This window comes from Microbacterium sp. T2.11-28 (assembly GCF_950097975.1).
Lineage (GTDB): Bacteria > Actinomycetota > Actinomycetes > Actinomycetales > Microbacteriaceae > Microbacterium.
The window spans coordinates 835494-861335 of sequence record NZ_CATNHF010000001.1 but is presented as its reverse complement, the minus strand read 5'-3'; the positions used below and the strand labels follow the sequence as shown (position 1 = coordinate 861335).

Sequence of the window (25842 nt, the reverse complement as noted above, 5' to 3'; positions counted from 1 at the left end):
CGCACATCCCTCGCGCGGGCAATCTGGATTCCTGGGAATGAATCGCTGCGCGCGGCGATTGGACCCGGTGACCCTCTTCGAAAGGAACACCATGGCCACCATCGCCGTTCTCGGAGGCACCGGCTACGCCGGCCGCCACATCGTCGCCGAGGCCGTCCAGCGCGGTCACACCGTGCTGTCGATCGCCCGCACGCTCCCCTCGGAGCGCGTCGAGGGCGCCACCTACGTCGAGGGCACCCTGCTCGACGTCCCCGCTCTCGCCAACGAGCTCACCGGCGCCGACGTCGTCGTGTCGGCGATCGCCCCGCGCGGCGACATGCTCGGGCAGGTGCGCCCGAACATCGAGGCGCTGCTCTCCGTCCTCCCCGACGACGTGCGCGTCGGCGTCATCGGCGGCGCCGGCGGCAGCCTGGTCGCCCCCGGCGGCCCGCGCGTGGTCGACAGCGGCTTCCCCGAGGAGTTCAAGCCCGAGGCCCTCGAGGCCATCGGCATCCTCGAGGACCTGCAGGCCGAGCAGTCCGGCCGCGACTGGTTCTTCATCCACCCGGCGGGCGGCTTCGGTGCGTGGGCGCCCGGTGAGCGCACCGGCGTCTACCGCGACGGCGGCGACGTCATCGTGACCGACGAGGCGGGGGAGTCGTTCATCTCCGGCGCCGACCTGGCGGTCGCCGTGCTCGACGAGATCGAGAACCCGAAGCACTCGCGCGAGCGCTTCACCGTCGGGTACTGAGACCCGGGAGCCGGCTCAGACGAGGTCGCGCCAGTCCACGGCGTCGTCCTCGTCCGGGTCGAGCTCGATCGCGCCGGTGAGGACCGGCAGCGCCGTCGTCTCGGTGGGCGGGCCCATGACGGTCGCCTCGTCGCGGCGGTGGCTGAGCACGTCGTCGATGTACGACGACACGGTCTCGGCGATCGGCACCGACGTGCCGCGGGCCTGCGACATGTACCAGCGGTGTTCGAGCACCTGGTGGAACACCTCGGCCGGCTCCAGCTTGGCGCGCAGGTCGTACGGGATGGCCTTGATCACGGGCTCGAACACGCGCGTGAGCCACTCGTGGGCGACCATCTCCTCGTCCGACCCCAGGCGTGAGACGCGGGCGCTGAACTCGTCCATGTCGTTGAGCAGGCGGCGGGCCTGGTTCTCCTCGACGTCGAGGCCGGTGAGTCGCAGCAGGCGGCGCTGGTGGTGCCCGGCGTCGACGACCTTCGGCTGGATCGTGACGCGCGTGCCGTCGGGTGCCGACTGGATCGACATCTCGCCGATGTCGAAGCCCAGCTCGTTCAGGCGCTGCACGCGCTCCGTGAGGCGCCAGGACTCGTTCGCCGAGAACGTCTCCTGATCGTTCAGGGCCCCCCACAGCGACCAGTACGACGACATGATGCGGTCGGCGATCGCGACGGCGTCGATGCCGCGCTCCAGCCGGCCGCCGGCTTCGAGGTCCATCAGCTCGCCGGCGATGTTCGTGCGCGCCACGTCGAGATCGTGCTCCCGCTGTCCGCGGGTGAGTCCGCGCTCGTGGAGCTCGCCGGTCTCGGCGTCGACGAGGTAGGCGGCGAACTCGCCGGCATCCCGTCGGAAGAGCGTGTTCGAGAGCGACACGTCGCCCCAGAAGAAGCCGATGTTGTGCAGGCGCACCAGCAGCACCGCCAGCGCGTCGACCAGGCGCCCGGCGGTGTCGGGCCGGAGCACCTGGGTGAAGAGGGCCCGGTAGGGGAGCGAGAAGCGCAGGTGCGCCGTCACGAGCGCGGCCGGAAGCGGCTCGCCCTTCGGGGTGCGCCGGCCGTCGATGACGGCGAACCGGTCGACGCAGGGGACGTCGAGGCGGGCGAGGGCGCCGAGCATCTCGTACTCGCGGCGCGCCATCTCCGCCGTGGTCTCCTTGACGGCGACGACCCGTCCCGACAGGCTCGCGAAACGCACCAGGTGGCGGGAGATGCCCTTGGGGAGCGAGACGATCGTGTCGCTCGTCCACTCCTCGAGCGGGGTGGACCACGGCAGCGACAGCAGGCCGGCGTCGACGCTGCTGGCGGTGATGGTCAGAGACTCCACCACGGTGTTCCCCTCCGGTGCTGACATACGGCGCGGCGCGGGGGTCGATGACCCGCCGCGCCGCGTCGCTTGGCTTGCTTGTCGATCAGGCCGAGGCGATGGCCTTGTCGGTCAGGCGCTCGCCGGACTCGAGGTCGAAGACGTGCACGTGACCGGCGACCGGCGCCAGCACGACCTTCTCGCCCGCGTTCGGGTGACGACGACCGTCGACGCGCGCGACCAGGTCGGCGCGCTTGCCGTTGATCTCGGTGTGGCCGTAGAGGTAGCCGTCGGCGCCGAGCTCCTCGACGAGGTCGACGTCGACCGTGAGGCCCTTGCCGTCGGCCGGGTTCACGACGATGTCCTCGGGACGCACGCCGATCGTGACCTGCGAGCCGTGCGCCTTGCCGAGCGTGTCGGCCTCGACGCCCACGACGGCGGTGCCGAAGCTGACGCCGCCCTCGGCGAGGTCCGCCGGGAACAGGTTCATGGCCGGCGAGCCGATGAAGCCGGCGACGAACACGTTGTTCGGCTTCTCGTACAGGTCGCGCGGCGTGCCGACCTGCTGGAGGAGGCCGTCCTTGAGCACCGCGATGCGGTCGCCCATCGTGAGGGCCTCGGTCTGGTCGTGCGTGACGTAGACCGTGGTGACGCCGAGGCGGCGCTGCAGCGACGCGATCTGGGTGCGCGTCTGGACGCGGAGCTTGGCGTCGAGGTTCGACAGCGGCTCGTCCATGAGGAACACCTGGGGCTGACGCACGATGGCGCGACCCATCGCGACGCGCTGACGCTGACCACCCGAGAGCGCCTTCGGCTTGCGCGTGAGGTACTGCTCGAGGTCGAGGAGCTTCGCTGCCTCCTCGACGCGCTTGGCGCGCTCTTCCTTGCCGACGCCGGCGATCTTCAGGGCGAAGCCCATGTTCTCGGCGACGGTCATGTGCGGGTACAGCGCGTAGTTCTGGAACACCATCGCGATGTCGCGGTCCTTCGGCGGGATGTCGGTGACATCGCGGTCGCCGATGAGGATGCGGCCCGAGTTGACCTCTTCGAGGCCGGCCAGCATGCGCAGCGAGGTGGACTTTCCGCAACCGGACGGACCGACCAGGACGAGGAACTCGCCGTCGGCGACCTCCAGGTTCAGCTTGTCGACCGCGGGGCGGGTTCCGCCGGGGTAGAGGCGGGTTGCGTTGTCAAAGGTGACGGACGCCATTTGTTCTTCTCCTTCACCGGCAGGTACGTGCCGGACGATCCGTAGTGAATGGAATGAGCGGGGGCTTGGCCCGCACGTCCCGGGAGGACGCAGGTCAAGTATCGCACGCGGACCCGGTCCCCAGAAGTGTGAAAGCGCATTCGCGGGCAAACCGTGTCTGGGGTTTTCTCAGGGTGTCTGACTACCATCGATCTGGTCGCAATCCCGTGCGACCGGGCGGCTTCATCATGCCGCCGCACTCGTTTTCACAAGAGGTTCCATGTCCACCGACGACTCCCGCCCCGAGCTGGCCTCGATCGACCGCCGAGAGGCGGTGCGCGAGAAGGCGCAGCAGGTGCGTGTGCAGCAGTCGCGCGCCCGCCTGGCCCGCCGCTCCGCGCTGGTCGCGGGCGTCGTGGTGGCCGGCGTGGCCGTGACCGCCGTCGTCGCGTGGACCATCTCGGCCACGGCCGGGCGCCCGCAGCTGGAGCCGCTGAACGCGACCGCCGACGGCTTCGCCATCTCGTCGGTCGCCGGCGTGGTCGGGGGAGACCCCGAGGCGCAGGTCGGCGTCGACACGAGCCCCACCCCGGTCGCCGAGGACACCGAGACGCCCACGCCGACGCCGGATGCCACGGCCGACGCCGTGCCTCCCGTCGAGATCCGCGTCTACGTGGACTACCTGTCGCCCGGCGCGCGCGAATGGCAGCTCGCCAACGTACAGCAGCTCTCGGCGTGGGTCGAGCAGGGGGCGGCGACGCTCACCTATCACCCGGTGTCGATGATGGCGGCCAAGTCCAACGGCACCAAGTACTCGCTGCGCGCAGCAGGAGCGGCCGCCTGCATGGCGACCTATTCGCCCGACGACTTCTTCAACTTCAACAACGAGCTGCTCTCGCGCCAGCCCGCCGTCGACTCGGACGGCTACACCGACGCCGAGCTCGCCGACCTCGCGATCGCCTCCGGCGCCGACGACCCCAAGCGCGTGCGCACCTGCATCGAGTCGGGCGACTTCTCGACCTGGGTGAAGGACGCCACTGAGCGCGCCGTCACCGACATCCCCGAGACCGACGGGCTCGCTCTCACCGGCATCCCCATGGTGCTCGTCAACGGCCAGGCCTACGTGGGCGCCCTCGGGGACCCCGCCGAGTTCTCGCAGTTCGTCATGACCAGCGCGAGCGACGCGTTCTACCGCTCGCAGGAGGCGGAGTCGACCGAGTCGCCCGCCCCCTCGTCGTCGCCCAGCCCCACGCCGTAAGCGATCCCACCGCCCGGATAGACTGGGGCGTCCTCGCCGGCTTGGCGCAATTGGTAGCGCACCGTACTTGTAATACGGGGGTTGCAGGTTCAAGTCCTGTAGCCGGCACCGAACGGGCCGTTAGCAATACTGTTTGCAAAACTGCCGTAAAGACAGACGGGCACTCGCATTGCGCGAGTGCCCGTCTGTCTTTACGGCCTTTGGGGGGCCCGAGTGAGTCACATGGTCAGTGGTGATCGTGAAGTTGTGGGTGAAATGACGAACGCGCCCGGTTTTCGGGCGCGTTCGATCGTCTCGTGTGCGGTGGGTGGTGCCGGTGTCGTCGCCGGCGGGTGGCGCTTGGTTGAGTCGAGCTCAGGTTCGCAGGGGAATGGCGAGGGGCCGCGACGTTTGCTCGTGTGCCTTGAGAGTGTGGGCTGCTACTCCTCGGGGGATCGTGAGGTCGCCGTTGCCAGTGGTCTTCGTGTACCGGTTAGCCCAGACGCGGTCTCTGCGGCGGAGGAGGGGGATGCGTGGGGTGGTGCGTGCCTTCTCCTTTTCCTTGTCGCTGAAGAACGCGGCGATCTTCCGGATGTTGTGGTTGACCAGGAGCATGGTGATCATCACTTGGGCGGCCGCGATGCCGCGGACCTTCCGGCGGCCGGCGGTCTCGATGTCGTCGTTGCCCGATGTCTTGAGCTGGCCGTTCTCGGACTCGATGGAGTTGCGGGCGTGATCGTGGAACTGTTCCCATTCCTCGCTGCCGTAGTCGAACGCCTGCGGCGGCGACTGCATCTCGGTGAGATCGAAGGCGGCGGAGTGCTTCGTGCAGATGGTGTCGAGGAACTCTTCCTCGATCTCTTCCGGCTTGACCTCAGGTCGCGCCTTGATGGCGGCGCCGACCATGAGCTCGCGAAGCGGGCAGGTGACTGTCGGTGACTTGCCGAGCGCGGGGCAGCGGAGCATCACCTTCCCGGCGGGGGTCTTTGCCTTCTCTTTGACGTGGAGGCGGTAGTTCTCTCGTTCTTCGAGGCGGGCTCGGTAGGTAGGCCGGTCGATGTTGTCCGCGAGGTACATGGGAGTCGCCTCGAGGTACTCCTTTGGTGTGCTGGGGCAGTAGGCCTCGCCTTCGACGAAGAGGGCACCGTGGTCTCCGCCCTTTACACCCATCCGGTCGGTCCGGTAGTCGGTCGACGGGGTGAACCCGACTTCCAGTGCGGGAACGAGGAGCCGGAACGACTTGCTGTTCGCGAAGTACTGCTTGTCGGCATCGGCGACCCCAGGGGTGAGGGTGGGGTCGATCGTCGCGGCAGTCTGAAGAAGGCGGGTGGCTTCTTCGGCGACCTCCATGTTGGGGATGCTGAGCGACGCGGCGACGACGAGGCCGGGGAAGCGTTTGGAGCCGGCGGCTTCGGAGTCGACGCGGACGGCGAGGTTGGCGACCCATCCCCAGTCGTAGTTGGTGTACTCGCCGCGTCCGGGGGCGGTCTGATCGATCTCGCCCTTCTGGTGGTCGTTGCGTTCGCCCTTGCCGCTCTTGGCGTGCCAGCCGGCGAACGCGTCGACCGGTCCTGGAGCGAGCTGACCGAGGTCGGCGCCCTTCTCGGCCCGAACACGGGCGTTGAGGTGCTTCTTGGAGTAGCCCTTCGTCGTCGGGGTGCCGACGTAGGTCTGGTCGAAGGAGACGTCCATCTGCTTGGAGGCGCGGCGGATCTGCCTCGGCTGCTCCATGAACGACATGTTCAGCATGACTCGGGTGAAGTGATCGAGGCGCGCCTTGTACTTGTCGGCACGTTCCGCGTCGTGTTCCTTCAGGATCCGCTGGATCTGCGTGTGCGTCTTCGACGTGTATCGCTCCTGCGGGTAGGGGTCGACGAGTCGGATGATGCGGTGGAAGGCGCGGACCGTGTTGTTGTACCAGCGGGCGTTGATCGCCGTGTGCGTCGCGAACGCGGTGGCCGGCTTCGACACCCCGAGCAGCGTGCGGGACTGATCGTCGAGGCGGTGCTGCAGGAGCGTGGCCGCGCGACTCATGTGCAGCGGTGCGCCCTCGTGGGTGAGGATGAGCATCGCGGTGAGGAGGGCGCGGAAGGAGATGGCGGCGGGCCTGCCGCCCATCCCGTCGGGGTTGGCGTCTTCGGCGCTCCACCGCTCGAGCTGTTCGAGGACGCCGGACTTCCGGACACGCGACTCGACGAGGGCGACGAGGCCGGGGTCGACGGTCTGCATGTTGCGCCCGCGGCCGACGATCTCCCGTTCGGTGATGCCACCGAACTCGGTGGTGTAGCCGGGGAGGTGGTAGTCGGTGTCGGTGGTGCTCATCGGGCCGCCTCCGTCCCGGTGAGGAGCGCGGTGTAGTCGGCGACCTCGAGGGGTAGGGCGTTCTCGTAGTAGCGGACGAGCGTCTGGAGGTGCTGGATGCCGGAGACCTGCTGAAGCACGGTCACAGGGACGTTGTTGTCGATGTGGTGCATCAGCCAGCTGGTGCGCAGCGCCGCGGGCGTCGGGCGCACCGGTGCGGGGTTGTCGCTGAGGAAGTGCTGGATGACCCGCGGCGGGTACTCGTCGTCGCGGAAGCCGACGAACAGGTTCTCGTCCGCGCTCTCCCGACCCTCGATGCTGCGGAGCAGGGCACGGGACCATGACTGCCGGACGGGAACGCGTCGGGCTCGGTCGCCATGGACGTGGACGAACGTCAGTTCACCGTCGCGAACAATGTCGCCGACGCGGGCGTTGACGATCTCCGCCGAGGTGAGTCCGGCGCCGCCGGCGAGGCCGAGGATCGCCCACGCGTTCTGCCGCTTCAGGAGGGTCGTCCGCGAGTTCGCCCAACTGTGCATGATCGCGATCTGCTTCTTCGTGAACGCGTCGCGGACCTTGTCGCCCTGGAACGGCGCCGTGACGAGGTCGAGGTCTGCGAGGACGCGTCCGACGTGGACGATCTGCTGCGAGGTTCCGTAGCGGTGCGGCACGGAGCTGTTCTTGTGTTCCGCCGCGAGGTAGCGATCGATGTGGCTCTGCGTATAGACGGCCTGGACCGTCAGTTCGATACCCGTGCGCGCCCACACCCAGCAGTGGAAGCGGGCGGTCATCGACATCAGTCGGCGGGTGACGTTGAAGGTGTCGGGCAACATCGAGGCGGCAGTGTCGACCGTGAAAGGGCGCACCTCCGCCCACGCTCCGCGAAGGTCGCGGCTGATCGGTTCGTAGCGGGTGATCATCTTCCACGCGCGGTCGTTGACCCGCGGGTGGTGGTCCCGGATGGCCTCGATGTGGGCGGGAATGTCGGAGAGTCGGTCTTTTCGAGAGTCGGTCATGCCGAGCATGTACGCGGCGACGGAAAAGTTTGCGCACGACCATCTCGAGAGCCAACGACACACGCCGCACCGCCAGCTCTCCAGGCACCCGACGAGTTAGCCCCGCGAGGGCTTCGGAGCTCGCGGCGGCAGGAACCGGTTGATCCGGTCGAGCGACGCCAACTGCTCCAACCCGGCGATCCGAAGCAACTCGTGGGGAGGTGTGCCGAGGGTGAGGTGGGTGAGGAGCCAGGTCGTCCGCATCCGCACGGGACGCACGTCGACCGGAGTGTCGTGCCGGCGATGGAGGAAGTCGGTGACCTGCCCGGGCTGGACTCCACGTCGACGAGGACGGAACAGCCACTGCTCGACCGTCGCGCTCTCGAGCGCGTCCCTCACAGGCTGCTGCCACGCGCGGAGCACTGGCACGACCCGGGGCCGCCCCTCCCACACCTGGATCCGAACCTCATCACCACTCACGTCCACTTCCGAGGTGCGAACGCGCAGCAGCTCCAGCGTCGTCAGCCCGGCACCCAACCCCAACGCCAACAACAACTGAGCATCGAGACGTCGCGCTGGGTGGCCCTGCCGGACCGCCCAGCTCCGCATCGCGGCGATCTCCGCATGCGTGTAGGGCGGAGTCGGTTCAGAACGAGGAATCCGGTAAGCCCGTTCGGCCGGCGGCAGCAGGGCGTCAGCGACGACAACGAGCGCCGAGCGGTACGTCGCGCGCGTCGCGCGCGTCGTGCCCGGCATCCCGCGATGCACGAACTCGTTCACCAGCGGACGACGGAAGATCTCCTTCGCGTCCGGTGCGAGTGCCTTCGTCCGCCACGCCCACAGCGCCATCGCCGTGGCCGCCGACAGAAACTGCCGAGGTGGCCGACTGGAAACGCGAACCGCCGCATTCACCGCCGCGATCACGACAGGTTCCAGGACTTCCCAGTAAGGCAACGCGTGCACCGGCAGGAAGCCAGCGAGCGTAGCGTCGTCGGTCGCTGATGCCGACCGCCTCGAGTCCTCGCCCATCAGGCATCACGTCGGTCGAACTGCGGCGGGCGGAGGAGGCGAGCGATCCGCGTCACGGAGGCGGTCTCGCGCCGCGTGAACTCCACGTTCGGCACACCGCGATCGACCAACAGCACCATCGGCTCACCGATTCGGCACGTAGCGACGACGAGGAGGCGATCCGAGCGAGCCTGCCCTCTCCCGATGAGCACCTCATCGCTCGAGCCAAGCCGGACCGTTACGCACTCATCAATGTCGACGAGGAACCGGCATCCGTCACTCGTCGAGATGACGTACGCGCCCGCGATCACGCCACAGAGATCACTGATCGATGTCGTCTGCATTGCCATCGCGGCCTCCTGATAGGGGTCTGCCCAGGCTAGGAATCGCGAAAGTGCAACTCCACCGACTCACCGACAGCACTGCCGTCACGCTGCGTGTCCACTGACACACCACGCACCGCGCATAGATCCATGGGGCCAACCCCGAACCCATGGAAGGACCGCGCACCACCGTGACCAACGAGGAACTGCACGCGCTCGCCGATGCGCTCCGACAGGCCATCGACGCCCGCGATCAAGAGGGACGGCGGTACTCGGAGGAGGCATCCCGGCTGCTCGCCGACGAACGCGTTCTCTACCCGCGCGCGGTGAAGTGGAGCATGTCACTGCTCGCGTACGAGCAGTTCCACCGGGATACAGGGAGACGCCCCCGTGAGAACACTCGGGCACGCCACACCCTGGGCAAGAATGAACGCCACCTGGGCGAATGGGCGCGGTACCAACGGCGGTTCGAGGATCGGCTCAATGCCTACCAGCTGGCGCGCTTGGAGGTGTCGCCCGCATTCGACTGGGACCCGCGCGGTGCGATATGGGAACGCAGACTGGCCGCTTGCCTGGAACACCAGCGCCGGACAGGCAAACTGCCCACTCACGCGGCATCCGACCCGGTCGAGTTCGCACATGCGCGATGGCTCGGCCGACAACTCCGCAGCCTGCAGACAGGAAGACTCGATCCTCAGCGCGTCGAGGGTCTCAGAACGCTTCTCAGCCCAAATCGCCGGTCAATCTGAGGAGGCAGGACCGTCTGGGTTCGTTCGGAAAGAACGCAGCGGTATCGGAACCATCGACAACGAGCGCCTAGTCCTCAGGCAACATTGCCTTGTGTACTCGCTCGCCGAGCCGCCCGCCGATCAGCGCGGCAAGGACCGCCACCGCCAGCAGCGCCGACACCGCCGCGACCAGAGTCCACGCCCCGATCCAGCCCGCGATCGGATAGCTGATCAGGAAGCAGGCGTGCGACAGCGAGAACTGGGCGGTGTACACGAGGGCGCGGTTGTCTTCGGTCGACGCGGCCAGCAGCAGCCGCGCCGACGGCGTGTTGATGAGCGACGTACCTGCCCCGAGGACGGCCCAGACGACGAGCAGCACGCCCCACGCGCCACCCCCGTTCGTCGCCACGAGGGTGAACACGAGCGCGCCGGTGAGCCCTGCGACGACGACTCCCGCGCCGAGCAGCATCGCGCGGGTGACGCCGACGGCATCCACGATCCGCGGCGTGTTCAGCGCCACCAGGAGCGAGCCGACCCCGTACGCACCGTAGGCGAGGGCGAGCGCGCTGTCGTCGAGCGCGAAGACCCCCTTGATGTAGACGACGCTGTTGACGAGGACGAGCGCGGTGCCCGCGGCGACCACGACGTTCATCAGCATGAGGAAGCGCAGACTGCGCGTACGCGCGAAGACGCGGACGCCCTCGGTCGTGCGCTGCCAGAAGCTGCGTGTCTGCGCGGGGGCCGAGCGCGCCGGGATCGCCGTCGCGAACACGAGCGCGGCCGAGAGGAGGAAGCCGCCGACTGTCGCGGCGAAGAGGTTCGAGTACGAGATGACCGTCAGCAGCGCCGCGGCGACGAGGGGACTCACGATCGCTTCGAGGTCGTAGGCGAGCCGCGACAGCGAGAGCGCCTTGGTGTAGTCCCGCTCGTCGGTGAGAATGCTCGGAATCGTCGACTGGAACGCCGGCGTAAACGTCGCCGACGCGGACTGCAGCAGGAAGATGAGCACGTAGATCTGCCAGACCTCGGTGACGAACGGCAGGCCCAGCGCCATGAGCGCACGCACGAGGTCCGCGCCGATGAGCACGGCTTTGCGGGGGAGTCGGTCGACCGCAGCGGCGACCAGGGGAGCAACCCCCACGTACGCGACCATCTTGATCGTCAACGCGGTCCCGACGACTGCTCCTGCCTCGTCGCTGGCGAGATCGAAAGCCAGGAGCCCGAGCGCCACCGTGAGCATGCCCGTTCCCAGCAGCGCGATCACCTGAGCACTGAAGAGGCGACGATATGACCGATCGGCGAGAACGGAAACGAGCCCGGATCCGACGGCGCTCATGCGTGGTGAGCGGGTCGTTCGTCGACGCTGTGCTCTGCCTGCAGCAGCGCCTCCTTGACGACGCGCAGCGCGTGCTCGTCGACGAGCGAGTAGAACGCGCGGTTGCCGTCCTGGCGCGCGTGCACGAGCCGCGCCCAGCGCAGCTTGGCGAGATGCTGCGAGACGGATGCCGCCGGCCGATCGAGGATGTCGGCCAGGTGGTTCACCGACAGCTCGCCGTCCTTGAGCGCGAGGATGATCCGCACCCGCGTTGCGTCGGACAGAAGCCGGAACACCTCGACCGCGACGTCGACGAGCGGCGTCTCGGGCGACAGCGATTCTTCATGCGTATCTGCGTGCATGCGTAGATACTAACAGGCTGGATCGCATGCGCTATCCGGCAGGCGCTCTGATTGGCAGCGCGATCACGGTTGGTGGTAGTTCTGAGGGCTTGATGACAGTTCAGTGAACGATGTATGGTCAGTGCATGATGACCATTGCCTCTCGTGTTGACGTGATGAATCGGGTGGGGCGGGCAATGGCCGATCCTTCGCGGTCGCGCATTCTGCTGGCGCTGCTGGATGCTCCGGGGTATCCAGCGGAGCTCGCCCGAGAACTCGATCTGACGCGGTCGAACGTGTCAAATCATTTGACCTGTCTACGGGGATGCGGGCTCGTCGTGGCGAGCTCGGAAGGGCGGCGGACACGGTACGAAATCGCGGATCCCCACCTGACCTTGGGCCTTCGGCACCTGTTGGAGGCGGTCGTGGCCGTCGACGAAGGCGCCCCGTGCGCGGATGAGCATTGCGAGTGCTGCGCATGAGCGAGGAGTGCTGCGGTCGGGATGAGGCGCGACCTTCGCCGCTGGTCGGACGCGTCGAGATGACTCGCCCCGCCCGAGGTGGGGATGCGTGCTGCGGTCCGAACGTCACCGACGGGTGTCCTCAAGTCGTGGTGGATGTCGGTGACGCCTGCTGTGGTCCTGATATCGTCGCGCGCGCGGCGGGTCCGGAGATGCCGGACGAGCTGCGGGCGGCGTGGTGGCGTGACTTGGCGCTGCTGCCGTCGGCGTTGTCGGGAGTGTTCCTTCTAGTCGGCTACGTGCTCGAGTGGAGCGGGGTGCAGGTGCCGGCGCTGGTGTTCCAGTGGCTGGCGTTGCTCGCGGGCGCATACACGTTCGTTCCCGGCGCGCTGCGTCGTCTCATGCGGCGGCGGTTGGGTGTCGGGCTGCTGATGACGATCGCCGCCGTCGGGGCGGTGCTGCTCGGTCATGTCGGAGAAGCGGCCACGCTGGCGTTCCTGTTCTCGCTCGCCGAGGCGTTGGAAGACCGGGCGATGGACCGGGCGAAGGAGGGTCTGCGCGCGCTGCTCTCGCTCATCCCGGACACGGTCCGAGTGTCGCGTCTGGCCGGTGAGGCCACGATTCCCGCGGTCGAGGTGCGCGAGCTCGATATCCTGGTCGTTGGGGCGGGGGAGCGGGTGGCGACCGACGGTGTCGTCGTCGAGGGTCGATCGAGCGTGGACACGTCCGCGATCACGGGCGAATCGATCCCGGTCGAGGTCGGGCCGGGGGATGCGGTCGCCGCCGGATCCGTGAACGGATCGGCGACGCTCCGCATCGAGGCGACGGCCGACGGACGCGACAACTCGCTGACGCAGATCGTGACACTCGTGGAGCAGGCCCACGCCCGCAAGGGCGAGCGCGCCCGGCTCGCCGACCGAATCGCGCGTCCGCTCGTGCCCGTCGTGCTGATCGCGGCGGCCCTCGTCGCCCTGTTCGGCTTCGTTGTCGGCGATCCCGAGACGTGGATCGAACGGGCCCTCGTGGTTCTCGTCGCCGCGTCGCCGTGCGCGCTGGCGATCGCGGTGCCGGTGACGGTGATCAGTGCGATCGGGTCGGCGTCGAAGTTCGGCGTCGTCATCAAGTCTGGTGAGGCGTTCGAACGGCTCGGCACCATCCGGGCGGTCGCGTTCGACAAGACCGGCACGCTCACCCGCAACGAACCCGCCGTCGTTGAAGTTCGGACGGTGGATGGCCGGTCCCGCGACGACGTCCTCCGGTGGGCGGGTGCGGTCGAGGCGGCCAGCACCCATCCGCTCGCGTCCGCGATCATCGCTGCCGCCCCGTCGTCGACCCTCGCGGTGGACGTCGTCGAGGACGCCGGACACGGCATCCGTGGCACCGTCGACGGTCGGGCGATCCGAGTGGGCAATGTGCGGTGGCTGGATGCCGTGACATTGCGATCAGAGGCCGACAGGATGGCCTCGCAGGGCATTACCGTTGTCGTGGTCGAAGCCGACGGCGCGATCGCCGGCCTCATCGGCATCCGCGACGAACTACGCCCCGAGTCGGCGGAGACCGTGCGGATGCTCCATGCCCAGGGCATCGACACGATCATGCTGACCGGCGACAACAGCGCCACCGCGCACGCCCTCGCCCGCGACGCCGGGATCACCGACGTCCGCGCCGAGCAGCTCCCCGCCGACAAGGCCGCCGCGATCGACACGCTCACCCGTACCCGGCCGACCGCGATGGTCGGCGACGGCATCAACGACGCCCCCGCGCTCGCCACCGCCACCGTCGGCATCGCGATGGGAGTGAAGGGATCGGCCGCGGCCATCGAGTCCGCTGACGTCGCGTTCACCGGACACGACCTCCGCCTCATCCCCGGCGCGCTCGCGCACGCCCGACGCGGCCGGCGCATCATGACCGCCAACATCGTCCTCGCGCTCGCTATCATCGTCGGCCTGTTCCCGCTGGCCCTGTTCGGCGTGCTCGGGCTCGCCGGCGTCGTCCTCGTCCACGAAATCGCGGAAGTCATCGTCATCCTCAACGGCGTCCGCGCAGCACGGCGTACGGCGCCGTCGGCTTCTACAGTTGGCGTGAGACCTGTTCCCCACATGGTGGCGTGACCCGGCGGCGCCGGGAGCATCAGCGCGCTGGGTTACCATGGAAGCGATGATTCTCGCATCGCGCACCCGAGCAGCGATGCTGAGTGAGCGACTGCTGATAACGAGAATCGTGACCAGCGTCGCGCTCGCGCTCCTACTCCTTCTCGGCGTGGTCGGACTCGGTCATAGCGGTCCGGCTGAGGCGGGCGATGCCGCCGCGAGTGTACTCATGGTCGACGAGGCGCTCGGCAGCACATCGGCCACAGCCACGACGCCTGTCCCCGCCAGCTCCGACGCTGAGTCCTCGGGGATACTGTGCGCGATCGGCCTGTTCTGCGGGGTCATGGCGTTGCTGTTCCTGCGCCGCCGGCTCAGCCACCCGCAGCAGGCCCTCGTGACGGCCCGCGAACACGCGCGGCGTATCGTTCCGGTCTCCGTCACCCGGCGCGTTCCCACACCTTCACTGACTGGTCTCGGCATCTCCCGTACGTGACGCGTGCGGCGTGGCTCCCGATGGGGCTGATCGCCACTCACGTCGTCATGTCCGTCGAATGCCGGGAGTCTCATGTACCGCCGCCATCGTGGTGCGCTCGCGCGCACCCATTTCCACCGCCGCGCGTTGCCCTTCGCTGTCATCAGCATCACTGCACTTCTCATCTCGGGCTGCGCGCCCATCGGGGGAGTCGATCAGGGGTACACCCCGCCGGACGGTGCCGGCGTCGTGTCGGTGGACGGGCGCATCTTCGAGATCGCTGCCGACGAGCGCGGCGAGCCGGTCGCGTTCTCCGGAACGAGTGAGCACGGCGATGCGATCGACAGTGCAACCTTCAAAGACCGCGTGTATGTCGTCAACTTCTGGTACGCGGCGTGCGGCCCGTGCCGGGTTGAAGCGCCTCTACTGGAGGAGGTGTGGCAGAAGTACCAGCGCGAGAAGGTGGGATTCGTCGGCGTCAACATCTACGACCAGCCCGGAACCGCTGCTTCGTTCGCCGAGCAGTACGGCATCACCTACCCGAGTGTGATCGACGTCAACGATGGCGCGGTGAAGCTGGCGTTCGCCGCCGTCACGCCGATTCAAGCGACGCCCACGACACTCGTAATGGATCGGCAGGGTCGGGTCGCTGCCCGCATCATCGGCGAACTGCCGTCGGCATCGATCCTCGACACGCTCGTCAAGGACCTCCTGGCGGAGGGCGAGTGAACTCCGCCTTCGTGATCTTCGACGGAGCACTCGGGGTCGCGGTCCTGATCGCAGCACTGGCAGGGCTCGTGTCGTTCGCCTCGCCCTGCGTTCTCCCGCTCGTGCCGGGCTATCTCGGCTACATCGGGTCGACCAGCAACGGTCATCCGGCCTCCCGTCCTCGCCTCCTCGTGGGCGTCGGACTGTTCGTGGGTGGCTTCACCCTCGTGTTCATGACCGTCACCATCCTCGGAGGCGTACTGGGGCGATTCTTCCTCGAGTACGCGAACGTGCTGACCCGCGTGCTCGGCGTCATCGTCATCGTGCTGGGGCTCCTCTTCGTCGGTGCCTTCCCGAGGGCGCAGCGGACGTTCCGTCTTCGGTCGACCGTGCGCAGCGGCCTGTGGAGCGCTCCGCTACTCGGTATCGCGCTCGGCATCGGGTGGACGCCCTGCATCGGCCCGACACTTGCCGCGATCATGTCGGTCTCCTGGAACCTCGGCGACCCGGCGCGTGCGGCCGTGCTGGGGCTCGCCTACTCCCTCGGGCTAGGCCTGCCGTTCGTGGTTATCGCGCTGGGGCTGAACTGGGCGATGAAGTCCGTGGAGCGTGTCCGGCGCCACATCCGTCTCATCAACATCGTGGGCGGGGCCCTCCTCATCCTTCTCGGGCTCCTGATGGTCACCGGGCTGTGGGGGATGCTGATGTCCGCACTCCAGGGGGTGATGCTCGGTGTCACACTTCCGCTCTGACCCGCTCCGCCCCGACGATCACGTCGACGAGGCGCCCGAGGCCACAGCGACCGGCCCGCGCCTCAACGCCGCGGGGTGGGCGCGATGGGTATGGCGTCAGATCACGAGCATGCGTACGGCCATCGTGCTCCTGCTCATGCTGGCGCTCGGTGCGATTCCAGGCTCGCTCGTTCCGCAACGGACCGCCGATCCCAACGGCGTCATCCAGTACTACAAGGACAACCCGGAGTGGGCGAGGATCCTCGACCAGCTCCAGTTCTTCGACCTGTACGGGTCCTTCTGGTTCTCCGCCATCTACACCCTGCTGTTCGTCTCACTGATCGGCTGTGTGATTCCGCGCGCGCGACACCATTACCAGGCGCTGCGGTCGCAGCCACCGCGGACTCCTGCGCGCTTCACGAGGCTCGAGCACCACCGTGCGGCCGTTATCGACGGTGGCGGCGACCCGGAGACAACGGCCCGGGATGCCGTCGACTTGGCACAGCGTCTGGCGCGGAGTCGTCGCTACCGGGTGGCGCGCTACGACCGGCCGGGTTCGTGGTCGGTGTCCGCAGAACGCGGCTACGGCCGGGAATCCGGAAATCTCGTCTTCCACATCGCGCTCGTCGGCGTCCTGGTCTCGGTGCTCGGTGCCAGCGGGTTCACGTACACGGGGCAGCGCGTCGTCGTCGAAGGCACGACCTTTGTCAACGCGATGAGCGACTACTCCTCTTTCACCCCGGGACGATTCGTGGACGGTAGCCGGCTCCAGCCGTACGCCATGACGCTCGACACTTTCGACGTGCGGTACGAGCTGCCGGGCACCCCGGGTGCCGGTCAGGCGGGCGACTTTTCAGCCAACGTCACGATCCGTGGTCCGGGGATGCCCGCCGAGCGGGTCGAGAGCATCCGAGTCAATCATCCGATCACCGTCGGCGACGAACGCATCTACCTGCTGGGCAACGGATACGCCCCCACGATCACGGTCAGGAACGCGGCGGGCGACGTCGTGTACTCCGATGCACTTCCGTTCCTGCCACAGGACTCGTTCATGACGTCACTCGGCATCATCAAGGTCCCGGACGGACTGCCGGAGCAGATCGGTCTCGTCGGTTTCCTCTACCCGACGCGTGGCGAGCTGGCCAGCGGAGCGCTGACCTCTATCTACCCCGATCTCGTCGATCCCGTCGTGACCTTCAATGTCTATGTCGGTGATCTCGGCATCAATGACGGAACGCCGCGCTCCGTCTACGTGCTCGACACCTCTGGAATGGATCAGCGCACCGGTGCGGACACCGGCGTGAAGTCCCTCGAACTGTCACCCGGCGACACCGTGGACCTCCCCGACGGGTGGGGCACCGTGACGTTCGAGGATGCGTCGGAGGGGACCGACCCGATGTCGTCGGTGAAGCGCTTCGCGTCTCTGCAGATCCAGCACGATGCCGGCGCCACGTGGGTGCTCGTGTTCGCGATCATCGCCACCTTCGGCCTGATCGTCGCACTTCTCTTCCCGCGCCGTCGCGTCTGGGTCCGCGCGCGTGTCGAAGGCGATCGCGTCGCCCTCGAGTACGCGGCTCTGGCGCGCGGCGACGACCCCAACCTCGGTGACGCCCTGGACCGCTTCCGCGCCGATCATCTCGCTTCCCTCCCTACCCGCCATTCGAGTTCAGAAGGAACCCCATGAAGACACCTGCCAAGGTGACGATCATCGTCATCGCCGCACTCATCGCCCTCGGTATCGGCGCGATCCTCATCACGATGATGAACCAGCCCACCGCTCCCGCGCCCGAGAGCAGCAGCGACGGCGCCCTGCCGGGTACGCGCAGCAACACGCATGTCCTCGACGACGCCGGTGCCGATGCTCCGACGCTCGTCGAGTTCCTCGACTTCGAGTGCGAGGCCTGTGGTGGGCTCTATCCCGTGATCGAGCAGGTGCGCGAGCAGTACCGCGGCGACATCAACTTCGCCATCCGCTACTTCCCTATCCCGTCGCACCTCAACTCGATGAACGCCGCCATCGCCGTCGAGGCCGCCGCGCAACAGGGACAGGTTGAGGAGATGTACAGCCGGATGTTCGAAACGCAGGCCGAGTGGGGCGAGAAGCAGACGTCGGAGGCGGAGCGCTTCCGTGGCTTCGCGGAGGAGCTCGGCCTCGACATGGACGCCTTCGATGCCGCGGTCGCCGACCCGGAGACGCAGGCCCGGGTCGAGATGGACTATGCCGAGGGCCTCGACTGGAACGTGGAGGGAACACCGACCTTCTTCCTCGACGGCGAGAAGCTGGAGCTCACGCAGCTGACCGACCTCACCGATGCTCTCGACCGCGCCATCGCCGGCTGACACAGCCCGCCCGATCACCGCCCGCGGACAGCGGCGCGTACCGCTGGCCGCCGCGGTTCCGATCTCCGCCGTCGGCGGGCTGGCACTCGACGGCGCGTTTCCCGCGCTCGCATGGTGGCCGCTGGCGTTCCTCGGAGTGGCTGCCGGGCTCCTCACCCTTGCGGGGCGTGGAGTGGGCGGCGCGCTCCTCGTGGGGGGAGTGTTCGGCGCGGTCTTCCATCTCACTCAGCTGGTCTGGGTCGGCGGCTTTCTCGGTCCGGTTCCGTGGCTCGCGCTCGCGACGTTGGAGACGGCGCTGTTCGCCGTGGGAGCCGCCGCCATTGCCGTGGTGTATCGCGGTCTGGACCGAGTCTCGATGGGACGCGGAAGACCGATCATCGTGGCCGCCGGAGTCGCGACGGTGTGGACTGGTCGTGAAGTCCTGATGGGCGCGTGGCCGTATGGAGGCTTTCCCTGGGCGCGGATCGGGACGAGTCAAGTGAATGGCCCCTTCGCCGAACTCCTGTCGTGGGTCGGCGTGACCGGCCTGACATTCCTCGTCGTGTTGACCAGCGCGCTCGCTGTCGAGGTCGTGCGGCTGCGGAGTCGCTTCCGTGCTCGAACGATCTCGATCACCGCGATGGCGTTGGTGTCGTTCGCCGTCGTCCCGCAGTTCCCGACGACGCCCGCGGGCAGCATCCGCATCGGGTGGGTGCAGGGGAATGGCCCGACGGCATACTTCGATACCGCGAGCGACGGAGAGATCCTCCGTGCTCAGCTCAGCGCAACCGAACGGCTGCGAGGCGAAGATCTCGACCTCGTGGCGTGGCCGGAAGGGAGCGTGGACAGCGACCCCCTCGCAGACGGGGTGACAGCCTCAACGCTCGACACGCTCTCGGACGCTATGGGCGCGCCGCTTCTGATCAACGCCGCAACGCAACGCGGCGAGAACACGTTCAACACCTCCCTCCTCTGGCAGCCCGGCATCCCGCCGCAGCATCATGACAAGGTCAACCCGGTGCCGTTCGGAGAGCGTGTGCCGGACCGCTGGTTCTACGAGCGCATCGCACCCCAGTTCATCGACCTCATCCGCCGCGAATACACCCCGGGTATGCTCCCGCCCGTCGTCACCGTCGACGCGAGCACCGTCGGACTCGCGATCTGCTTTGACGTCATCTACGACGCCGTCATCTACGACGGCATCCGAGATGGCGCGGAGGTGTTCGTTTTCCAGACGAACAACGCCGATTTCCGCGGGACCGACGAGAATCTTCAGCAAGCCGCGATCGCGCGAATGCGCGCGATCGAGACCGGTCGTGCCGTTGTCAATGTCTCCACCGTCGGCACGAGCCAGGTGTTCGCTCCGGACGGCGCCGTTCTCGACTCGGCAGCGCCCGATACGGTCGCGGCCGCTGTCGCCGATGTCGAACTTCGCACCGGCGCGACCCTCGCGGCTCTCATCGGCCCGTGGATATCACCTGTCGTCGTCGGCCTCGGCGCGTTGACCCTCGTCGTCGCCCTCCTGTACTCCGCTCGTACTCCCGACGCCACATTACTTCGAACTCGAGAGAAGAGCTCCCATGTCCATGCCTGAGCCCGATCCTGCGTTGCCCCGCCGATTCCTCGGCGACCGCGCGCGTCTGCGCTTGTTCGCGCTCACTGTGATCATCACCGCCGTCGTCGTCGTCATCGACCAGGTGTCGAAGGCGGTCGCTCTCGACACTCTGTCCGAGTCGACGCGCCGACCGCTGCTGGGTGACCTGCTCGGGTTGCAGCTCGCGTTCAATCCGGGCACGATCATGTCGTTCGGATCCGGTTCGACCTGGATCTTCACGGCTCTCGCCACCGTCGCGATGCCGGTCGCTTTCATCGCCGCGAGCAAGGTGCGCACCGCCCGGTGGGCGTTCGCGATCGGGCTTCTGTGGGGTGGTGCGATGGGCAACCTCATCGACCGGCTCTTCGCCCCGCCGGGCTTCGGCGTCGGCCATGTGATCGATTTCCTGGCCTATGGCAACCTGTTCATCGGAAATCTTGCTGACGTCGCGCTTGGCGTCGGCCTCGGACTCGTCCTGCTTTTCATGTCGCGCCGGTCGCGCGGAGCCTCAGAGAATCGAGGCGAGCACGTTCAGCCGGAGCTGAGCGAGTACCGCGACGATCGCGAGTGACACGATCGCCACCAGTGGCAACCAAGGCCAGACCGATTCACCGACCTTCTTCGCGCGAGCGCCGTACACCCCGCGGCGCAGGTGCCGCCCCGAGACCGTGAGGAAGAGCGGGATGGTGGTCACCCAGACGACCATGCACCAGGGGCACAGGGTCCCGAGCACGTAGATGCTCTGCGAGATCAACCACGCCACGAAGACGACCGCACCTGTGACGCCGACATGGAACGCCACCCAGAACCATCGGGTGAATCCCGGCGTCGCCAGCACGGCGACCCCGACACAGAGGACGAGGGCGAACCCGACGAGCCCAAGGTACGGGTTGGGGAAACCGAACACGGCCCCCTGAGGACTGTCGAGATTGGCGGAGCACTGCACGAGCACCGAAACGTCGCAGCTCAGCACCCCCTGCGGATTCTGCAGCTTCTCGATCTTCTCGATCGACAGCGCGAGCGAAGCCATCAACCCAATGAGCCCCGTGGCGATGAGGAACGATGCGAAGAGGGTTTCGCGAGAGTCGGTTCTGTCATTGAGCACGGCTGACCTCCGGAATGACGCGGGGGATGCTGATGAACGAGCCCGCTGCGACGCTGACGATGGCGGCCACGATGTGTGCCACGATCCAGAGGTCGCCCAAGAAGGAGAGGGGGAAGACAGGATTCCACAGAACGGCAACAGCGATCATCGGCGGGAGCCACCACCACTGCCTTGCGGGTACCGCGAACCACGCGATGATCACGGCGAGGATCGCGACGATGAATCGGATGATGGATGCGCCTGCCTCGCCGATGTAGATGATTCCGACGAGCAGGGTGGCTCCGAGAATCAGCCCGGGGAGGAGCGCGTTGCGCTGCCGTTCGGACGGGACGGGAGGTCGTTTCGTCATGAGGGGTGTTCGTCCGCTCTCTCAGTGGGTGGAGTATCGGCTGCATTGAGCCGTGCGAGGTAGGTGTTGTAGGCGTCCAACTCGGGATCGCCATCGCGATCCACACGCTGATCTCTGGCCGCGTCGCGTCGCGTGTCGTCTCGGAACCATCGGTGCAGCAGATAGATCAGAATCAGGACAGTCGGTCCTTCTCCGTAGCCCCAGGCGAGTCCGCCGGCGACGCCCTGGTCGGCCAGCGGATCGATGCCCCACGCGCTGGGTGGGTTTGCGAACGTGTCGAGGAGCAGGCGAGTGCTCATCATGATGATGACGCCGAAGAACGCATGGAGAGCGATCTCGATGAAGACGTCGAGGATGCCCGCGACGTGACCGTGGCGCACGGGGAGGGGATCATCCGACAACACCGGTAGGTGGAAGAGCACCCCCGCCGCGAGGAAAGCCGTCTCAAGAGCAACATGTCCGCCCTCCCAGCGGAGCGCGTTGTCGGCGATACCCGCGAAGTACAGCCCGTAGTAGCTCATGAGGAACGTCGTGACGGTCACTGCCGGGTGCAGCAGCACGCGGGCCCACCGAGACCGCAGCCCCCCGAGGGCTGCACGCTGCACGAGACCGCCTAGACCCCGGTGCGGCACCGCTCGCAGGAGGAGCCGTCCCGGCGACCCCCACACGAGCAGCGGCGGCACGGCGATCATCAGAGTGAGTTGCTGGAACATGAAGACGGAGAACAACTGCTCCCCGTAGGCATCGAGCTCGGTGCCGGTCACGAGCACGATGAGCGTGCATCCGGCGACGAAGAGCAGCGTTCGGGTCATCGACCAGCGCACCCCTCGTCGGCGCACCCGGATCACAGCGAGCACGTACAGCGCTGCCAGGCAGATCGCGAAGACGCTCAGCAACGAAACGCTGTGCACCTCGAGTTGCAGCATCGATGCAATGGTGGGCGGATCGGAAGGGTGGGGAAGAGCAGCCCGCGTCGCCCACGCGGGCTCAGGCATCATCCGAGAGGGACTCCGCCTCTTCCTCTCGCATGCGCTTCTTGTGGATGGATCCGAGCCGGAGGACAAGCACGAGTCCGAAGACGAGCACGATGGCCATGCCGATCGCCGCCAGCAGCGGGAAGGAAGCGGTGCCGTCGACCGCCGGCGGGTGCACGTCCGCGGCGTAGGCGGGCACCGTTGCCATCACCACCGAGCCGATGACGACGGCGAATGAAGCGATGATCCTCGCCAGAAGTGATGGTCGCACGGAGATCCTTTCATCTTGCGCAGAGGGGCGCAGGGTTGTCGGCAGTATCAGTGTCACGGTCGCCCCATGATGTGCTGCGCGATGATCGTCGCGTCGTTCCAGACCCCGGCAATCGTCACGGACTCGGGGCGACCGAACCTCGGGATGCCCGCGACGAACAGCCCCGGGATGTCGGTGAGCGTGGCGCGGCGGGGCTGTGGCGTCGCGCCGGCGAGCCACTCGTCACCGGGGTGGTATCCAGTAGCGAGCACAACCGATGTCGGCGACGCCACCGAACCGTCGGCGAACCTCACGCGAGCGCCATCCGCGTGGACGACGCCGGACGCCAGGGTCACGCCGCTGCGGCGGAGCGCTGCGAGGTTCGGGCCATGGACAGGTTCACGGTGAGCGGCGCGGGGGGCGAACCGGGGTGGACGGCCCGCACGGGGCGCGCGCCCTCGGTCTGCGCGTATGACACGCGGTGTACGCGTCGCGAGGGTGACCCGGTGAGTCGCAGACAGTTCATGCGCCAGTCGCACGCCGGCATTTCCGCCGCCGACGATCAGGACGTCGCCGCGGGGGATCTGGTCGGGCGACCGATAGTCGTGACTGTGAAGAACGATGCCAGGCACAGCCAGGTATGACGCCCACGACGGGCTCGCTGGACGCGAGGTCGCTCCCGTGGCGCAGACGACGTTGCGGGTCTGGACAATGCCCGCCGATGTCGAGAGGAACAATGTGGTGCCGCTGCCGGAATGCTCGACGCTGGTAGCCCGCACATTCCATCGCGTCTCCACTCCGAGGGCGGCTTCGACTGCAGAGAGATAGTCCGCCATCTCGTCGGCCTGAATCCGTCGTCGCTGGTCGCCGGGTAGCGGACGCCACGGGAACGCACTGTGGCGGGCGTCGCTCAGTAGTTCCAGAGTGGCGCGTCGATCGCGCCAGCTGCGCAGGTGGAGACTGGGCGCGCCGTCGATGACGATGAAGTCGCGTTGGGGCTCAAGTCCCTCGGCGCGCAGGGCCGCGGCGACGGCGAGTCCCGCCTGACCCGCACCGACGATAATCACGCGACGATAAGAGAGTCCTGGTGGCGCGAGCATCATGAGCCGCCACCAGTCGACACGGCGGCGGACGCGAGCCTGGCCGGCCCGTCGTCATCGGAAGCTGTCGTCAGGCGGCCCTCATCGATCAAGACGATGATGAATGCGATGGCAAGGGCTAGTGAGGCGATCGCTGCGATCAGCACGATCACCATGAGTCGGGTTCTCATTCAGGTTCTCCAAGGACGGGGACGACACGAAGGGGCCGGCGACTGCCGGCTTGGACCTGCACGATGGCAGGCGTGTCGAACTCAGGTCCGAGAGAGGTTTAGTTCCGTGAGGGACGGGCACCGCGCGAGCATCTGCACCGGCGGGTCGACGATCGCGACGCGATGGCGCCTCACACGGAGCACACTTTCCACTGAGCGCGTGCGGAGCACACGTCGAACCGCCGCGATGATCACGAGCCCACAAAGGACCCCGAGCAGGCAGAGTGCCGCACCGACGGCATCCGAAGACAGGATGGACGACGTCACGCTCGCTGCGTGCGCCCCGACCTCTTCGTCCCCGATCACGCTTTCCGGCGAGTCCAATGACGCCATAGACACCGTCACATCAGCGTCGGCGCCTAGGCCGTGAAAAGTAGTCGAGATGCCCAGCAAGAGTAGAAGACCGAGCGCCACGCTGAGAATGGTCCGCATTATCAGTTTGATGGACTCAACCCTGCCGCGATGCGGTGGCCGGATCGGGGAATCCATCAGTCGTAGCCTACTCTGCACCCGCGCTGGGGACCGCCAACAGCGACTGCCGACGGGACTGATCGTGCACTTTTGTCGCTCTTTTCCTTGTTACTGTGACCGGCATCATCACAAGTGAGGAGCCGCGCGTGCGTTCCACCCCTGCCGGGTCGTCCGACGATTGCGGTTGCGCGCCGTCCGAGCGTGAACTCCAATCGCTCGGTGCCGGGCGGCTCTTGTCGCGTCGTAGCGCCATGGGAGTAGGAATCGTCGGACTCGCCACCGCGGGTCTCGCCGTGTCAGCTCCGGCGTGGGCGGCGACGTATCCATCGTGGGACGACGTCGAGCGAGCGAAGGCGAGCCAAACAGCCAAGGCACGCGAGGTCTCACGTATCGAATCGCTCATCGACGGTCTCGCTGCCGATGTTGCGGCGAAGCAATCTGAGGCTGAACGGCTCTCCGGTGAGTACATCGCGGCGCTGGAGGCGTTCGAGGAGGCTTCGGACCGCGCCGAGTCGCTTCGGGAGCAAGCGGATGCGGAGCGGGATCGTGCGGCAGTCGCGGCCGACAAGCTGGGCCGGCTCGCCGCGCAGCAGTACCGGATGGGTGGGTCAGACACGACGTTGGAACTGTTCTTCTCGGGATCCGCGGTGGCTGCCGAAGACCTTCTGTCGAAGCTCGGCACGATGGAGAAACTCGTCGATGCGAATCGAAGCGTCTACGCCGACGCGGTGGGCGCGAGAGATAACGCGCAGAACCTCTCGAATCAGGCCGACATCGCGCGCGTCGAACGCGACCGCCTTCAGCAAGCCGCCGAAGCCACCATGCTCCGTGCCCAGGAGGCAGCCCGCGCAGCCCAGGAAGCGCTCGAGGCGCAGGCCGAGCGACTCGACACCCTCGAGTCTCAACTGGCTGCCCTTCGCGACGCGACCGCCACCACGATCGCCGAGTACCGGGACGGTGTCGAAGCACGCCGCAGGGCCCGCGAAGCCCGTCTACGTCGAGAACGTGAGGAGGCCGAACGACGTGCTCGCGAGGAAGAGCGGCGTCGACGCGAACAGGAGGGTGCCGGAGACGGCGACAGTGGGACGCCCGCCGGCGAGGTACAGCCGTCCGGATGGGTGCGCCCGACCTACGGCGGAGTCAGCGGGCATTTCGGTGCGCGAGGGACGATCTGCTCGAACGGATACTGCACCTCCAGCGGTCACAGGGGAACCGACATGTACGCCGGCTGCAGCGCGCCCATGTTTGCGGCTGCGGCCGGCCGTGTCGTCTTCGCGGCGTACAACGGCGCGTGGGGCAACTACCTGAAGATCGACCACGGTGGCGGCATCATGAGCGCGTACGCCCACATCAAACCGTCGGGTTTCGCGGTCCGATGGGGCGCCACCGTTCGCGCGGGCGAAACCGTCGCCTACGCAGGCAACACGGGCGCCTCGACCGGGTGCCACGTCCACTTCGAGATCTACCGCAACGGCACGCGCATCGACCCCGCCCCCTTCCTACGCGCGCGGGGCGTGCGCCTGTGACGGGGCGGCTCGCCCGA

General features: G+C 67.5%; 28 protein-coding genes and 1 tRNA gene. 14 read left to right on the top strand and 15 right to left on the bottom strand.

What is annotated here, in order from left to right:
• The first annotated feature begins 91 nt into the window (after positions 1-91).
• Positions 92-730, top strand: a complete 639-nt coding sequence (locus QQZ13_RS04190; protein WP_284527847.1) for an NAD(P)-dependent oxidoreductase — start codon at positions 92-94, stop codon at positions 728-730.
• Positions 731-745: 15 nt separating this feature from the next.
• Here QQZ13_RS04190 and QQZ13_RS04185 read toward each other — a convergent pair whose 3' ends face one another.
• Together QQZ13_RS04185 and QQZ13_RS04180 are read right to left on the bottom strand one after the other, a co-directional pair.
• Positions 746-2053: a DUF4032 domain-containing protein gene (locus QQZ13_RS04185; RefSeq protein WP_284527846.1), complete on the bottom strand. Its 1308-nt coding sequence runs from the start codon at positions 2051-2053 to the stop codon at positions 746-748.
• An 82-nt stretch (positions 2054-2135) separates the two neighbouring features.
• Positions 2136-3239, bottom strand: coding sequence for an ABC transporter ATP-binding protein (locus QQZ13_RS04180; protein WP_284527845.1), 1104 nt, complete (start codon positions 3237-3239; stop codon positions 2136-2138).
• Between the two features lie 259 nt (positions 3240-3498).
• Between QQZ13_RS04180 and QQZ13_RS04175 the strand changes: the two genes are divergently transcribed.
• Both QQZ13_RS04175 and QQZ13_RS04170 read left to right on the top strand, forming a co-directional pair.
• Positions 3499-4476, top strand: coding sequence for a thioredoxin domain-containing protein (locus tag QQZ13_RS04175; protein WP_284527844.1), 978 nt, complete (start codon positions 3499-3501; stop codon positions 4474-4476).
• Between the two features lie 35 nt (positions 4477-4511).
• A tRNA-Thr gene (locus tag QQZ13_RS04170) sits at positions 4512-4584 on the top strand.
• Positions 4585-4830: 246 nt separating this feature from the next.
• On the opposite strand, the gene QQZ13_RS04165 is transcribed toward QQZ13_RS04170, so the two are convergent.
• The 4 genes from QQZ13_RS04165 to QQZ13_RS04150 form a co-directional block, all read right to left on the bottom strand.
• A complete protein-coding gene (locus QQZ13_RS04165; protein WP_284527843.1) occupies positions 4831-6777 on the bottom strand; it encodes a hypothetical protein in 1947 nt (648 codons plus the stop codon).
• Positions 6774-7772 carry a tyrosine-type recombinase/integrase gene (locus tag QQZ13_RS04160; RefSeq protein WP_284527842.1) on the bottom strand — a complete coding sequence of 333 codons (999 nt, stop codon included), beginning with the start codon at positions 7770-7772 and terminating at the stop codon, positions 6774-6776. The genes QQZ13_RS04165 and QQZ13_RS04160 overlap by 4 nt, the downstream gene beginning before the upstream one ends.
• 96 nt (positions 7773-7868) lie before the next feature.
• A complete protein-coding gene (locus tag QQZ13_RS04155) occupies positions 7869-8780 on the bottom strand; it encodes a hypothetical protein (RefSeq protein ID WP_284527841.1) in 912 nt (303 codons plus the stop codon).
• The gene (locus tag QQZ13_RS04150; protein ID WP_284527840.1) at positions 8780-9109 is read right to left on the bottom strand and encodes a hypothetical protein; all 330 of its coding nucleotides are present in this window, start codon (positions 9107-9109) and stop codon (positions 8780-8782) included. Before QQZ13_RS04150 ends, QQZ13_RS04155 begins: the two co-directional genes overlap by 1 nt.
• A gap of 164 nt (positions 9110-9273) precedes the next feature.
• Here QQZ13_RS04150 and QQZ13_RS04145 point away from each other — a divergent pair, with 164 nt between their 5' ends.
• The gene (locus QQZ13_RS04145; RefSeq protein ID WP_284527839.1) at positions 9274-9831 is read left to right on the top strand and encodes a hypothetical protein; all 558 of its coding nucleotides are present in this window, start codon (positions 9274-9276) and stop codon (positions 9829-9831) included.
• Positions 9832-9898: 67 nt separating this feature from the next.
• Here the strand turns inward: QQZ13_RS04145 and QQZ13_RS04140 are convergent, their stop codons facing one another.
• On the bottom strand, positions 9899-11146 hold the full coding sequence (locus QQZ13_RS04140; RefSeq protein ID WP_284527838.1) for an MFS transporter: 1248 nt from the start codon (positions 11144-11146) through the stop codon (positions 9899-9901).
• Positions 11143-11487, bottom strand: coding sequence for a metalloregulator ArsR/SmtB family transcription factor (locus QQZ13_RS04135; protein WP_284527837.1), 345 nt, complete (start codon positions 11485-11487; stop codon positions 11143-11145). Before QQZ13_RS04135 ends, QQZ13_RS04140 begins: the two co-directional genes overlap by 4 nt.
• A gap of 125 nt (positions 11488-11612) precedes the next feature.
• Here QQZ13_RS04135 and QQZ13_RS04130 point away from each other — a divergent pair, with 125 nt between their 5' ends.
• From QQZ13_RS04130 to QQZ13_RS04090, 9 genes are all read left to right on the top strand, one after another.
• A complete protein-coding gene (locus QQZ13_RS04130) occupies positions 11613-11948 on the top strand; it encodes a helix-turn-helix transcriptional regulator (protein WP_284527836.1) in 336 nt (111 codons plus the stop codon).
• A gap of 191 nt (positions 11949-12139) precedes the next feature.
• Positions 12140-14038, top strand: a complete 1899-nt coding sequence (locus QQZ13_RS04125; RefSeq protein ID WP_284527835.1) for a cation-translocating P-type ATPase — start codon at positions 12140-12142, stop codon at positions 14036-14038.
• 46 nt (positions 14039-14084) lie between these two features.
• Positions 14085-14510: a hypothetical protein gene (locus QQZ13_RS04120; protein WP_284527834.1), complete on the top strand. Its 426-nt coding sequence runs from the start codon at positions 14085-14087 to the stop codon at positions 14508-14510.
• Between the two features lie 72 nt (positions 14511-14582).
• Positions 14583-15218, top strand: a complete 636-nt coding sequence (locus tag QQZ13_RS04115) for a TlpA disulfide reductase family protein (protein WP_284527833.1) — start codon at positions 14583-14585, stop codon at positions 15216-15218.
• Complete coding sequence (locus QQZ13_RS04110) at positions 15215-15949, top strand: cytochrome c biogenesis CcdA family protein (protein ID WP_284527832.1); 735 nt, start codon at positions 15215-15217, stop codon at positions 15947-15949. The genes QQZ13_RS04115 and QQZ13_RS04110 overlap by 4 nt, the downstream gene beginning before the upstream one ends.
• Entirely contained in the window at positions 15930-17612 is a 1683-nt protein-coding gene (locus QQZ13_RS04105) for a cytochrome c biogenesis protein ResB (RefSeq protein WP_284527831.1), read from the top strand. The genes QQZ13_RS04110 and QQZ13_RS04105 overlap by 20 nt, the downstream gene beginning before the upstream one ends.
• The gene (locus QQZ13_RS04100) at positions 17609-18268 is read left to right on the top strand and encodes a thioredoxin domain-containing protein (RefSeq protein WP_284527830.1); all 660 of its coding nucleotides are present in this window, start codon (positions 17609-17611) and stop codon (positions 18266-18268) included. Before QQZ13_RS04105 ends, QQZ13_RS04100 begins: the two co-directional genes overlap by 4 nt.
• Complete coding sequence (gene lnt / locus QQZ13_RS04095; RefSeq protein ID WP_284527829.1) at positions 18240-19841, top strand: apolipoprotein N-acyltransferase; 1602 nt, start codon at positions 18240-18242, stop codon at positions 19839-19841. Before QQZ13_RS04100 ends, lnt begins: the two co-directional genes overlap by 29 nt.
• The gene (locus QQZ13_RS04090) at positions 19828-20412 is read left to right on the top strand and encodes a signal peptidase II (protein WP_284527828.1); all 585 of its coding nucleotides are present in this window, start codon (positions 19828-19830) and stop codon (positions 20410-20412) included. Before lnt ends, QQZ13_RS04090 begins: the two co-directional genes overlap by 14 nt.
• Here the strand turns inward: QQZ13_RS04090 and QQZ13_RS04085 are convergent.
• The 7 genes from QQZ13_RS04085 to QQZ13_RS04055 all read right to left on the bottom strand — a co-directional run bounded on the left by QQZ13_RS04085 (position 20350) and on the right by QQZ13_RS04055 (position 24317).
• Positions 20350-20946: a vitamin K epoxide reductase family protein gene (locus tag QQZ13_RS04085; RefSeq protein ID WP_284527827.1), complete on the bottom strand. Its 597-nt coding sequence runs from the start codon at positions 20944-20946 to the stop codon at positions 20350-20352. The genes QQZ13_RS04090 and QQZ13_RS04085 overlap by 63 nt on opposite strands.
• Positions 20936-21295, bottom strand: coding sequence for a DUF6804 family protein (locus tag QQZ13_RS04080; protein ID WP_284527826.1), 360 nt, complete (start codon positions 21293-21295; stop codon positions 20936-20938). The genes QQZ13_RS04085 and QQZ13_RS04080 overlap by 11 nt, the downstream gene beginning before the upstream one ends.
• Entirely contained in the window at positions 21292-22221 is a 930-nt protein-coding gene (locus tag QQZ13_RS04075) for a cytochrome c oxidase assembly protein (protein WP_284527825.1), read from the bottom strand. Before QQZ13_RS04075 ends, QQZ13_RS04080 begins: the two co-directional genes overlap by 4 nt.
• 61 nt (positions 22222-22282) lie before the next feature.
• On the bottom strand, positions 22283-22540 hold the full coding sequence (locus tag QQZ13_RS04070; protein WP_284527824.1) for a hypothetical protein: 258 nt from the start codon (positions 22538-22540) through the stop codon (positions 22283-22285).
• A 53-nt stretch (positions 22541-22593) separates the two neighbouring features.
• Positions 22594-23586: an NAD(P)/FAD-dependent oxidoreductase gene (locus QQZ13_RS04065; protein ID WP_284527823.1), complete on the bottom strand. Its 993-nt coding sequence runs from the start codon at positions 23584-23586 to the stop codon at positions 22594-22596.
• A 32-nt stretch (positions 23587-23618) separates the two neighbouring features.
• A complete protein-coding gene (locus tag QQZ13_RS04060) occupies positions 23619-23774 on the bottom strand; it encodes a hypothetical protein (RefSeq protein WP_284527822.1) in 156 nt (51 codons plus the stop codon).
• A 96-nt stretch (positions 23775-23870) separates the two neighbouring features.
• Positions 23871-24317, bottom strand: a complete 447-nt coding sequence (locus QQZ13_RS04055) for a hypothetical protein (protein WP_284527821.1) — start codon at positions 24315-24317, stop codon at positions 23871-23873.
• Positions 24318-24412: 95 nt separating this feature from the next.
• Between QQZ13_RS04055 and QQZ13_RS04050 the strand changes: the two genes are divergently transcribed.
• Positions 24413-25825 (top strand): M23 family metallopeptidase, encoded by a 1413-nt coding sequence (locus QQZ13_RS04050; RefSeq protein ID WP_284527820.1) that lies wholly within the window; start codon positions 24413-24415, stop codon positions 25823-25825.
• Positions 25826-25842 lie beyond the last annotated feature (17 nt).